This window comes from Nocardiopsis halophila DSM 44494, assembly GCF_000341245.1.
Lineage (GTDB): Bacteria > Actinomycetota > Actinomycetes > Streptosporangiales > Streptosporangiaceae > Nocardiopsis_A > Nocardiopsis_A halophila.
Window position 1 is genome coordinate 1 of record NZ_ANAD01000062.1, and the last position, 11,954, is coordinate 11,954.

Sequence of the window (11,954 nt, forward strand, 5' to 3'; positions counted from 1 at the left end):
GACGCCGTCCCCCTCCGGCCCGCCGACGGCCTCGCTGTCCCCCACGGACACCGAGGACGACGAGCAGGACGGCTCCGACGGCGGCGAGGGGCCCGGCGGCGGGCCGTCCGGCGGCGACGACTCGGAGAAGGACCGGCAGAAGGACGAGGAGAAGGAGAAGGAGACCCGGGACGACGCTGACACCGGCGGCTCCGGAGGCAGCGGCGGGGCCGGAGGCAGCGGCGGCTCCGGCGGGTCCTCCCCGTCGCGGCCCGAGGCCCCCGACGTCCCCGACGCGCCGGACGCCCGCCCGGAGCGCCCGTCGCTCCCCACCTCCGCGCCCAGCCTTCCCTCCCTGGACCCCGACGGCGGGGACGACGACCTGGCCGAGCTGCCCTCGGTCGGCCCCGGCGAGGACGGGGAGGACGGTCCGGCCACCGACCAGGCCGCCGTCGAGCAGGACATGGCCTCCTCGGTCTCCCCGGCCGTGCTCATGCTGGTGCTGATGCTCCTGCTGCTGTTCGCCGCGCCGCTGGCGCCCAACCGCCGCGTGCGGATGGGCATGGGCTACCGGGGCCGGCGCCGCAAGGGCTGACCCGGGCGGGGCTCACCCCAGGCGCCCGCGCCGCACGTCCTCGACCGCGTCCCGGGCGGTGCGCTGGTCCATGCCGGTCTCGTCCCGCATGACCCGCACCGCCTCCACGCCCCGCCCCAGGGCGAGCAGCTCGCGCACCCGCGCCAGCGTCGCCCCCGGGACCGCGGGGCGCTCCTCCGCGCGCCGCCCCTCCGCGCCCTCCAGGACCGTGTACCCGCCCTCCCCCGCGGCGCCGTCGGCGACGTGGGCGCCGTCCGCGACGGCGGGCGGCCCGTCACGGCGCTCCCCCTCGCGCAGCAGCCGGTCCAGCACCAGTCCCCCGCCCCCGAGGACCGCGAGCGCCCCCAGGAGTGCCAGCACCATCAGCAGCAGGCTCATAGGGGGTCTCTACCCACATGGGCCCCATCATGGGCACAAGAAAGGCCCGGCCCCCTACCGGGGACCGGGCCTCACCGGAGCCGCCTGTCGGAATCGAACCGACGACCTATTCATTACGAGTGAATCGCTCTGCCGACTGAGCTAAGGCGGCGTCGGCCCCGCTCTGCGCGGAGCCGTCCCCAGTGTAACGCCTCCGCGGACCGCCCGTGCCCTCCGGTGGGCGGCGCCGTGCCGGGGCTCAGGCACCGCAGGTCAGCCCCTCCTCGGGGACCCGGTCCTCCAGCAGGTAGGCGTCCACCGCCCCGTCCACGCACGCGTCGCCGGTTCCGTAGGCGGTGTGGCCGTCCCCGTCGTAGGTCAGCAGCACGCCCGAGTCCAGGTCCTCGGCCAGCTCCTCAGCCCAGGCGAAGGGGGTGGCCGAGTCCCGCGTGGTGCCCACCACCAGGATCGGGTCGGCGCCCTCGGCGTCGGGCTCCCACTCCTCGGAGACGGCCTCCTGCGGCCAGTACGCGCAGGTCAGCACCGCCCAGGCGGAGGAGGCACCGAACAGCGGCGACTCCTGGGCCGCCTCGCGGGCGGCATCGCGGTAGGCGCCGATGTCGCGCGGCGCCGGGGCGTCCGAGCAGTTCACCGCCACCAGTGCGGAGACCGAGTTGGTGTAGGTCCGCGGCTCGTCCCGGCCGTAGAGGCGGTCGCCCAGGCGCAGCAGCGCGGTGCCGTCGCCGTCCTCGATCGCGTCGCCGAGGGCGTCGCGCACCTCGCCCCAGGAGCCTTCGCTGTAGAGTGCGCCGCTGATCCCCAGCTCCACCCGGGTGCGCCCCACCTCGCGGCCGTCGCCGGTGGTGTTCTCCAGCGGCTCCCGCCCGGCCCGGTCCAGCAGGTCGGCGATCCGCTCCACGCCGGCGTCCACCCCGTCCTCGGCGGTGCCCACCGGGCACTCCTCGCGCGCCTGGCAGTCCTCCACGAACGCGCGCAGCGCCGTCTCGAAGCCGCCGGCCTGCTGCACGCCGGTCTCCAGCGCGTCCAGGTCCGCGGCCAGGACGCCGTCCAGGACCATGGCCCCCGCCCGGTCGGGGAACAGGTCGGCGTAGCGGGCCCCGATCAGGGTCCCGTAGGACTTGCCCAGGTAGGTGAGCCGGTCGTCGCCCAGGACCGCGCGCAGCACGTCCATGTCGCGGGCGACGTTCTCGGTGCCCAGGTGCATCATCAGCTCCCCGGCCCGCTCCCTGCACCCCTCCACGAAGCCCCGGGCCGACTCCTCCAGCTCCTCCAGCCCCTCCTCGGTGACCTCCAGCGGGTCGCCGTCGCCGTCCTCGCTCTCCAGGTCCGCCCCGAGGTAGGCGTCCATCCCGGCGGGGTCCAGGCAGGAGATCGGCTCGCTGCGGGCCACCCCGCGCGGGTCGAAGCCGACCACGTCGAAGCGCTCGCGCACCCCCTCGCCGACGACGCTGGGGGCGGCCGCCGCGTAGTCGTAGCCGGACCCGCCCGGCCCGCCCGGGTTGACCAGCAGCGACCCCTCGGAGCGCCCGGAGGCCGGCAGCCGCTTGACCGCGATCTCCAGGCGGCGCCCGTCGGGGTCGCCGTAGTCCATGGGGACCTCGAACACCCCGCACTCGAACCGCGATCCGCCGTCGGTGCAGGGCTCCCAGTCGATGCCCTGGGAGTAGAACGGCTCCAGTCCCGGGGACGGGGCCTGGCCCCCGTTCCCGGATCCGGGGTCCCCTCCGGTGCAGCCGGCGGCGGTGACGACGAGGGCCGCGGCCGCGGCGGCCGCCGGACGGAGCCTCTTCACGGGGGGTCTTCCTTCGCATCGGGGGCGGCGGGGTCGGCTCCGAGCCTGCCACAGCCCCTCGGCGGCGGCCACGCCGACGGCGGGAGCGGGCCTCCCGGGCGCCCTCAGCCCTCGAACAGGGACGCCGTCATCGCCTCCAGGGCGATCTGCGGGTGCACGTTGGCGTCGATGCGGCGGCGGCACTCCATCACCGCGTCGATGCGGCGCAGCGTCGACTCCGGGGAGGAGCCGCGGGCCACCCGCTCCAGGTCCCCGCGGACCGACGCGGTGGACAGCTCCACCGGGGCGCCCATCTGCAGCGCCAGCACGTCCCGGTAGAACAGCACCAGCTCGGTCAGGGCGGTGTCGTAGGTGTCCCGCTTGATCCTGGTGGCACGGCGCTTCTGGCGCTCCTCCAGGTCCTTGAGCGCGCCCGCGGCGCCGCGCACCGCCTTGGCCACGCCCTTGCCGGTGCCGCCCTCCCCGAACGCCGCCTTGATCTCGGAGCGCTCGGTCTCGTCCAGCGCCCCGGTCACCGCCTTGGCCTCGGCCTCGGCCAGCTCGTACAGGCGGGCGGCGGCCCAGACGCAGGCACCGGTGCCGTCCAGGCGGGCGGGCAGCGCGAGCACCTCGGCGCGGCGCTCGCGCGCCTCCGCGTCGGCGGCCAGCAGCCGGGCGCGGTCCAGGCGCCCGGCGGCGGCCCGGGCCGCCTCGGCCGCCGCGGACTCCTCCATCCCGTCCTGCTCGACCAGCGCGCGCACCACCGCCGCGGTGGAGGGAGTGCGCAGCCGCACCAGGCGGCACCGGGAGCGGATGGTGACGAGCATGTCCTCGGCGGTGGGGGTGCACAGCAGCCACACCGTGCGCGGCGAGGGCTCCTCCACCGCCTTGAGCAGGGCGTTGGAAGCGGCCTCGGTGGCACGGTCGGCGTCCTCGAACAGCACCACCCGGTACCGGCCGGAGGCAGGGCGCGCCGCGGCCTGCAGCACCAGCTCGCGGGTGCGCTCCACGCCGAAGCTGAGCCCGCTGGGCCGCACGTAGAGCACGTCGGCGTGGGTGCCGGTGAGGACCTGGTGGCAGGAGGGGCAGTGCCCGCACCCGCCGTCGGGGCACTGCAGGGCGGCGGCGAAGGCGCGCGCGGCCTCGCTCCGCCCGGACCCGGGCGGGCCGGTGAACAGCCAGGAGTGGGTCATCGAGGTACCGCCGCGGCCCGCGGCGGCCTCGGCGGCCCCGCGCAGCGCGGCCACCGCCTCGTCCTGGCCCACCAGGTCGTCGAAGACGCTCATCGGCACCAAGGATAGGCCCGCGCGGCGACAGGGGGCGCCGGACGGGGAAACCCGGTGCAGGTACGCAGGGGCCGCAGGAGGCACAGCGACAACGGGGTGGCAGGTCCCCCCTCACCAGCCCTGGCCGAGCGACCGCCCCCTTCGGTACAGGCGATGAGCGGCGACGAGGGAGAGGCGGGCGGATCGCGTTGTTGATCTCGGGGAAGTCGGCCCTATACCGGCCGGTATAGGGCCGACTTCCCCGAGATCAACAACGAAGGAGGCAAAACGCGCCCGGTATGCGCCGAATGCGAAGTCTTCCCCCTCCCTCTCGGGGAGAACGGCCCTGAAGGCACGGTTCCAGGGCCGCTTCTCCCGGGACCGGCACGGGAGCGGGCGCAAGCCGCACCACGGCGCCGGACACGGGCCAACACTCCGGCGACCCCGCCGCCCGGCGAGCAGGCCGGAGCGGGGCACCAACTGTTCCGTCGTTACCGCCGACCACCTTGACCTCTGGGGCGCCGCTGCCCGGCAGGCGGACCCCGGGAAGTGCCCGCCCCTGTCGCGTGGTCGGCCTCCGCCGGGTCCTCGACCGACCTGTCGTTGCAGTACCAACGCCAGCGGCCTGACCCCTCAGAGACCCGACGACCAGGGCTTTTCCGGACATCTTTTCGCCGAATCCCGTTCTGGTATGACCGAGACCGCACCCGGGGCGCTCGACGGGGCGTCGATGAGCGCGCTCGGGCTCCGCCCCCATGACGGTGTGTGTTGCCCCAGGCCAGACGGGAGCCGCTGATCGGAGAGGCGCCGGGTGCGGACCGGTCGGCGACCGCGGACACGCGCGGGCGAGGAGAGGCCCCCCGAACGCGACGGAGGCGGGCGGCCTCCCCGGCCGCCCGCCTCCGTCGCGGTTTCGCTCAGATCCTGTAGCGCTCCAGTCCTCTACCGGTCGTCGCCGTTCTGGTCGCCGACGACCGGCATCATGCCGGTGATCGCCTCGGCGTCGGAGGGGACCGGGTCGGGGAGCAGCGGGCGCAGCCGCCGCTGGATCTCCCGGGTGACCTGCTCCTGCCCCCCGCGCGCGTCCACCACCAGGTAGCGGTCGGGCTCGCGCTCGGCCAGCCCGCGGAAGCCGCTGCGCACCCGGTCGTGGAACGCGCGGGACTCGGACTCGATGCGGTCGGTGCCGCCGCCCAGCCGGGACAGCCCGTCCTCGGCCGGCAGGTCGAGCAGCACCGTGAGCGCCGGCACCAGGCCCCCGGTGGCCCACGCGTTCACCCGGGCGATCTCCTCGACCGGCAGCTCCCGGCCGGCCCCCTGGTAGGCCAGAGTGGAGTCGACGTAGCGGTCGCTGATCACGATGGCGCCGCGGCGCAGCGCGGGCAGGATCACCTGGTGCACGTGGTCGGCCCGGTCCGAGGCGTACAGCAGCGCCTCGGCCCGCGGCGACATGCCGGTCTGCTCCTTGTCCAGCAGCAGCGCCCGCAGCCGCATGCCCAGCTTGGTCGAGCCCGGCTCGCGGGTGGCGACCACCTCGAAGCCCTCCTCGCGCAGCCACACCGCCAGCTGCTGGGCCTGGGTGGACTTCCCGGCGCCCTCGCCGCCCTCCAGGACCACGAAGGTGCCCGGCAGCGCCTCGTCCTCCTCGGCGCCGGCTGCGGCGGGCACCGGAACCCCGCGCAGCGCCGCCAACAGCTCGGTGGTGAGCGGGACCTCGCCCGGCTCGCCGTTCATCCGCCGGTAGGAGACCACCGCCACGACGACCGCCAGCACCGCCGCCAGCATCAGCACCGCGCCGGTGCCCAGGAAGTCGTAGGTCAGGCCGCGCACGGCCAGGGTGTGGTCGCCGACCGCCGCGGCCAGCAGCGGGGCGAGGGCCATCGCGCCCAGCAGCACCAGGCGCCCGGCGGCGTGCAGGAAGGCGAAGGTGCGGCCGCGGACGGACTCCTCCACCTCCTGGCCCATCAGGGCCAGTCCGATCCCCCAGGCCAGTCCGGCGCCGGCGCCCACCACCAGGGTGAGCACCGCGGCCAGCACCATGTCGGGGATCAGGCCGCTGAAGAAGAGCGCCACCCCGGCCGCGCCCAGCACCAGGCCGAACAGCCGGTGGCGGCTGAAGCCGCGCAGCGTGCGCGGGCCACCCAGCATGCCCAGGGCCATACCGGCGAACAGGGCGCCGAACAGGACGCCGAAGCCGGCGTTGCCGGCCTCCAGCCGGTCCACGAAGACCCGGCCCACGCCGACCACGGCGCCCCCGGCGGCGAGCGCGCCGAGCATGCCCAGGATGAGCCCGCGCACCGGCGGAGTGGTCCCGGCGAAGCGCCACCCCTCCCAGATGGTGCGCAGCGGGTTGCGCCCGCCGTCCCCGGCCTCGCCCGAGGAGGCGCGCTCGGCGCGGCGCTCGGCCGCGGCGGCGCGCCTCCGCTCCTTGGCCGCGGCCCGCTCGGCGGCCTTGCGCTGCGCCTCGTCCGGGACGGCCGGGACCTCCAGGGTGGCGGCGTCGCCGATGGGCGCGGTCAGCTCGTTGGGGTCGTCCTGCCGGGCCGGGACCGGGACCTCCTCGGTCCGCTCGTCGTCGGCGGACGGCGCGTGGGCCGGCTCCGGGCCCGTCCCGGCGGCCGGGGCGGGCCGGGCGGGCAGCGGCAGCGTCCAGACGACCGCGGCCGCGACGACGAAGGCGAGGCCGTTGATGTACAGCGCGATGTCGGCCCCGGGCGCGGCCATGGCCGGGAAGAGCTTCCCCAGCACCGTGCTGAACGCGGCCAGAAGCGCGAACAGCCCCGCCGCCACCGGCGCGGTGCCGTAGGCGGTCAGCAGGGCGACCCGGTCGGCCTGCTCCAGGCGCTTGCGCGGCACCAGGCCGGGCACCGAGGCGTCCTTGGCGGACCTCCAGAGGATCGCCGCGCACTCGGCCAGGAGGCCGGCCGCCAGCAGCCAGTCGAGCCGCCCCACGACGGGGACGGACAGGTACAGCAGCCCGCGCAGCACGTCGGCGGCGACCATGGTCAGCCGCCGGTCGAAGCGGTCGGCCAGCCTCCCGGCGAACGGGCTGAGCAGCAGCCAGGGGGCGATCTTGAGCACCACCACGCCGCTGACCGCGAAGTACTGGACCACCGGTGAGGCGTCCATGGTCAGGATCGTCGCCAGCGACATCAGCGCCAGCAGGCTGAGCCACTCGCCCAGACCGGACAGCGACAGCGAGATCCACAGCCGCCGGAAGGGCGTGATCGCCAGAACGCTGCGCGCCTCGCCGGGCGCGCCAAGAGGTGCAGATCTGCTCATAGTCGTGAAGGGTAGCGGCGCGTCCGGAAGGGATCGGGCGCGCGGCCGGGCCGGGGACGGGGACGGACACGGGCGCCGCCGCGGCCTGCCGGGCTCCCTTCGACGGGCGGCGCGGTGCTGCGCGCTGCCGCGCGCGGTCCGCTCCGTGGGCCCCGGTCGGGGCTCCTCGCACCGGGCGGACCCGTGCGCGGCACACTACTGCCGCGCACGGATCGGCGCCACCTCAGGAGGTCGGGCCGGCGTCCCCGCCGGAGGTCCCCTTCGGCTCGCCCGTCTTCTTCGGGGCCGCCTTCTTGGCCGTGCCCTTCTTGGCGGCCGTGGTCCCCGAGGACTTCGCGCCGCCCGAGGACTTCTTGGCCGGGGCCTTCTTCGCCGCGGTCCCCCCGGACTTGGCCGCCGTCTTCTTAGCGGGCGCCTTGGCGCGGCGCTCGGCCAGCAGCTCGGCGGCGCGCTCGTCGGTGACCGACTCCACCTCGTCGCCCTTGCGCAGCGAGGCGTTGGTCTCCCCGTCGGTGACGTAGGGCCCGAACCGGCCGTCCTTGACCACCATGGGCTTGCCGGTCTCGGGGTCGTTCCCCAGCTCGCGCAGCGGCGCGGCGGCCGCGCGCCGGCCGCGCTGCTTGGGCTTGGCGAACAGCTCCTCGGCCTCCTTGAGGGTGACCGTGAAGATCTGCTCCTCGGTCTCCAGGGAGCGGCTGTCGGTGCCCTTCTTCAGGTAGGGGCCGAACCGGCCGTTCTGCGCGGTGACCTCTTCGCCGTCGAGCTCGCCGACCACCCGGGGCAGCGACAGCAGCCGCAGCGCGTCCTCCAGGGTGAGAGTCTCCGGGCTCATCGACTTCAGCAGCGAGGAGGTGCGCGGCTTGACCGCCTGCTTGGACTTGGACCTGGACTTCTTGTCCTTGTCCGCGCCCTCCTCCGGCTCGGGCACGATCTCGGTGACGTAGGGCCCGAAACGGCCGCTCTTGACCACCACGGTGCGCCCGGTCTCCGGGTCGGTGCCCAGCTCCCGGTCGCCGCTGGGGGCGGCGAACAGCTCCTCGGCCTTGTCCGGGGTGAGCTCGTCGGGGGCCAGGTCCTCGGGCACGTTCACCCGCCGGCCGTCGCGCTCCATGTAGGGGCCGTAGCGCCCGACGCGCATCACGATGTCGGTTCCGGGCACCGGGAAGGAGCTGATCTCGCGCGGGTCGATCTCGGCCAGGTGGTCGCCGACCAGCTCCTTGAGGCCGGTCTCGTCGCCGTCGCCGTAGTAGAACCGGCGCAGCCAGGGGCCGCGCTCGGCGTCGCCGCGGGCGATGCCGTCGAGCATGTCCTCCATGCGGGCGGTGAAGTCGTAGTCGACCAGGTTGCCGAAGTGCTTCTCCAGCAGCTGCACCACGGCGAAGGCCAGGAAGGACGGCACCAGGGCCGACCCCTTCTTGAACACGTAGCCGCGGTCCAGGATGGTGCCGATGATCGAGGCGTAGGTGGAGGGGCGCCCGATCTCCCGGTCCTCCAGCTCCTTGACCAGCGAGGCCTCGGTGTAGCGGGCCGGCGGGCGGGTGCTGTGCCCCTCGGCCTCCATCTCCTCGGCCTTGAGCGCCTGGCCCTCGTCGACCTGGGGCAGCCGGCGCTCGCGGTCGTCCAGCTCGGCCTCGGGGTCGTCGGCACCCTCCACGTAGGCCTTGAGGAAGCCGTGGAAGGTGATGATCTTGCCGGTGGCGCTGAACTCGGCCTGCTCACCGGAGGTGGAGGAGCCGGCCACCTTGACCGTCACCGACTCGCCCACCGCGTCCTTCATCTGCGAGGCCACGGTGCGCTTCCAGATGAGCTCGTAGAGCCGGTACTCGGCGCCGCTCAGCCCGGTCTGGGCGGGCGTGCGGAAGGTGTCCCCGGCCGGGCGGACCGCCTCGTGCGCCTCCTGGGCGTTCTTCACCTTGCTGGAGTAGACCCGCGGCTTGGCCGGGACGTGGTCGGCCCCGTAGAGCCGGGTGGCCTGGTCCCGGGCGGCGGCCACGGCGCTCTCCGACAGCGTGGTGCTGTCGGTGCGCATGTAGGTGATGAAGCCGTTCTCGTAGAGCCGCTGGGCGACCTGCATGGTCTGCTTCGCGGACAGGCCCAGCTTGCGCGAGGCCTCCTGCTGCAGCGTGGTGGTGCGGAAGGGCGCGTAGGGCGAGCGCTTGTAGGGCTTGCGCTCCACGGTGCGCACGGCGAAGTCCCCGCCGGAGAGCCGCTCGGCCAGGGCTCTGGCCGCCTGCTCGTCCAGGTGGAGCACGCCCGAGGAGGAGCGCAGCGCGCCCTGGGCGGTGAAGTCGCGGCCGACCGCCACCCGGGCGCCGTCCACCGAGACCAGGTTGGCGGTGAAGGTGCCGGGGCCGTCGCCGGAGGAGCCCAGGGTGTCGAAGACGCCCTTGAGGCCCCAGTACTCGGCGGAGGTGAAGGCGATCCGCTCGCGCTCGCGCTCGACCACCAGGCGGGTGGCCACCGACTGGACCCGGCCCGCCGACAGCTTCGGCATGACCTTCTTCCACAGCACCGGGGAGACCTCGTAGCCGTAGAGCCGGTCCAGGATGCGCCGGGTCTCCTGGGCGTCGACCAGGCGCAGGTTCAGGTCCCGGGTGTTCTCCGCGGCGTGGCGGATCGCGTCCCGGGTGATCTCGTTGAAGACCATCCGGCGCACCGGCACCTGGGGGGCGAGCTCCTCGCGCAGGTGCCAGGCGATGGCCTCGCCCTCGCGGTCCTCATCCGTGGCCAGGTAGAGCTCGTCGGCCTGGGCCACCAGCTCCTTGAGCTTCTTGACGTGGGACTTCTTGTCGGTGTTGACCACGTAGATCGGCTCGAAGTCGTGCTCGACGTTCACCCCGAGCCGGGCCCACGGCTCCGACTTGTAGCGCGCCGGGATCTCCGCGGCCTTGGTCGGCAGGTCGCGGATATGGCCGATGGAGGACTCGACGGTGAAGCCGGGACCGAGGTAGCCCGCGATCGTCTTGGCCTTCGCGGGCGACTCGACGATCACGAGCCGGTTCCCTCCGGTCGCCGTACCGGAGTCCTTCGAGCCGTTCTTGCCGGCGCTGCCCTTCTTGGGTGGCACGCTCTTCCCCTACGTCTCGCCTTGCGCTGTCTGTGCGGCCCGCCGCGGAACGCAGGCCGTCGGATCCCCAGCCACTGACGGTAACCGACCGGCCCGCGGATCGCTTCCCGGTCGGCGCTCCTCACCCCGCCGGCACCCCCGCCGCCGCGAATCCCGTGGCGCGAATCCTGCGGGAGTCGCAGAATAGGCGCAATGGTGGAGTACGAGTACCGGGAGATCCTCTTCCCGAAGGGGACGTCGCGCAGTGTGACACGGCAGGCGTTGACCGACCACGCCGAGTACGGCCGGTGGGAACTGGCCCGTGTACGCGTCTACCGCGACGGCACCCGCAGGGTGACCGTCCGCCGGAGGATCATCCGACAGGTCCGCACGTTGTGAATTCCCTCACACTACCTCCGGTGGGCGCCGGGCTCCCACGGTATGCCCTGGTCATGACGGTATACGGACCCCGCCCGCCCGGTGACCGGATCCGGCCGTGATCACGCGCACCGGACGCACGCGGCGAGCCCCCGCGAAGGCCGCACGCCTCCGCGGGGACTCGCCTCGCCTTCGCGCCGCGGGCGGCGCCCCGGTCCCCCCGCCTGTCCACCGCGTCTGTCGGAAACGGAGGGTAGGGACGCGCCGCCGCGCGGCCGTCCGGGTTACAGGCCCAGGCCCAGCCCATCGGTCAGGGACGAGACGGGGTCCTGCACGGAGTTCCCGGCGGGCAGGCCCGAGAGCTCCTCGGGCGCCTCGGGAACCTCGGCCTCGGGCGCCTGCGGCGCCTCGGGCAGCTCTTCGGCGCTCAGCGGCAGCGACTCGGTCGCGGGCAGGTTCACCGGGTCGGGCACCTCGTTGCTCAGCGGCAGGGCCTCGCTCCCGGGCAGCTCGCCGCCGGTCGGGGCGGAGGGCAGCTCGTTGCTGAGCGGCAGCGTGTCCAGCGGCGCGGGCAGGGCCGAGCCGGAGTCGGCGGGCGCCTGCTCACGGGCCGAGGCGTCGGAGGTGCGGACCACCTCGTCGGAGGAGTGGTCGACGAAGGCCCCGGTGTCCTCGGAGGCCGCCGCGGCCATGCTCGCCGCACCCGCGATCGCGTTGCCGGAGAAGTTGACCGGCACGTCGGCGTCGACGACGCCCTGGTTGCCGCCCAGCACCGAGCCGTTGCCGGAGGTGATGACCTCGCGGTCGCGGCCGTCCTCGACGAAGGCCCCGGTGTCGTCGGAGGCCGCCGCGGCGGTGCTCAGCACGCCGGCGACCGCGTTGCCCGAGGCGTTCACCGGCACGTCGGCGTCGGCGACCACCTGGTTGCCGCCGCCGATGGAGCCGTTGCCCGAGGTGACGATGTCGTGCACGTCGGCGTGGCTCTGCCGCATCACCGGCCCGGCGTCGACGCCGTGGCCCTGGACGTGCAGCGGCTCGGAGGCCTCGCTCAGCTTGTCGACCAGGCCGCCGGTGGCGGGGGCCAGCTGCGAGGTGCGGTAGCCGTCACCGTTGTCGCCGCCGTTGTCGCCGTTGTCGCCGCCGCCGTTCCCGGCGCCGCCGTCCTCGGAGACGATCGCGCCGGTGTCCTTGGAGGCCGCACCGGCGACCCCGCCGATGGCGCCGACCGCGTTGCCGGAGACGTTCACCGGCACGTCGGCG

Annotated in this window: 6 protein-coding genes, 1 tRNA gene and 2 pseudogenes; 2 read left to right on the forward strand and 7 right to left on the reverse strand. The window is 74.6% G+C overall.

Going from position 1 to position 11,954, the window contains the following annotated elements:
* Positions 1-574 (forward strand): annotated as a pseudogene (locus D450_RS35155) (hypothetical protein); the annotation flags it as partial.
* A 12-nt stretch (positions 575-586) separates the two neighbouring features.
* Here D450_RS35155 and D450_RS0108200 read toward each other — a convergent pair.
* From D450_RS0108200 to topA, 6 genes are all read right to left on the reverse strand, one after another.
* Positions 587-952, reverse strand: a complete 366-nt coding sequence (locus D450_RS0108200) for a hypothetical protein (protein ID WP_017538187.1) — start codon at positions 950-952, stop codon at positions 587-589.
* Positions 953-1,030: 78 nt separating this feature from the next.
* Positions 1,031-1,103: transfer RNA gene (locus D450_RS0108205), tRNA-Thr, on the reverse strand.
* An 87-nt stretch (positions 1,104-1,190) separates the two neighbouring features.
* Positions 1,191-2,744: an alpha/beta fold hydrolase gene (locus D450_RS0108210; protein WP_017538188.1), complete on the reverse strand. Its 1,554-nt coding sequence runs from the start codon at positions 2,742-2,744 to the stop codon at positions 1,191-1,193.
* 104 nt (positions 2,745-2,848) lie between these two features.
* Positions 2,849-4,009 (reverse strand): DNA polymerase III subunit delta', encoded by a 1,161-nt coding sequence (locus D450_RS0108215; protein WP_017538189.1) that lies wholly within the window; start codon positions 4,007-4,009, stop codon positions 2,849-2,851.
* 921 nt (positions 4,010-4,930) lie between these two features.
* The gene (tmk, locus tag D450_RS0108220) at positions 4,931-7,270 is read right to left on the reverse strand and encodes a dTMP kinase (protein ID WP_017538190.1); all 2,340 of its coding nucleotides are present in this window, start codon (positions 7,268-7,270) and stop codon (positions 4,931-4,933) included.
* Between the two features lie 223 nt (positions 7,271-7,493).
* The gene (topA, locus tag D450_RS0108225) at positions 7,494-10,337 is read right to left on the reverse strand and encodes a type I DNA topoisomerase (RefSeq protein WP_017538191.1); all 2,844 of its coding nucleotides are present in this window, start codon (positions 10,335-10,337) and stop codon (positions 7,494-7,496) included.
* A 192-nt stretch (positions 10,338-10,529) separates the two neighbouring features.
* On the opposite strand from topA, the gene D450_RS0108230 reads away from it, so the two are divergent.
* Positions 10,530-10,715, forward strand: a complete 186-nt coding sequence (locus D450_RS0108230) for a DUF5703 family protein (RefSeq protein WP_017538192.1) — start codon at positions 10,530-10,532, stop codon at positions 10,713-10,715.
* Positions 10,716-10,978: 263 nt separating this feature from the next.
* Here D450_RS0108230 and D450_RS33640 read toward each other — a convergent pair.
* Positions 10,979-11,954 (reverse strand): annotated as a pseudogene (locus D450_RS33640) (hypothetical protein); the annotation flags it as partial.

What these genes read in the sequence shown, in the direction of transcription:
- D450_RS0108200 (WP_017538187.1), bottom strand. Translation starts at nt 952, where the DNA reads ATGAGCCTGCTGCTGATGGTGCTGGCACTCCTGGGGGCGCTCGCGGTC.
- D450_RS0108215 (WP_017538189.1), bottom strand. Translation starts at nt 4,009, where the DNA reads ATGAGCGTCTTCGACGACCTGGTGGGCCAGGACGAGGCGGTGGCCGCG.
- tmk (WP_017538190.1), bottom strand. Translation starts at nt 7,270, where the DNA reads ATGAGCAGATCTGCACCTCTTGGCGCGCCCGGCGAGGCGCGCAGCGTT.
- D450_RS0108230 (WP_017538192.1), top strand. Translation starts at nt 10,530, where the DNA reads ATGGTGGAGTACGAGTACCGGGAGATCCTCTTCCCGAAGGGGACGTCG.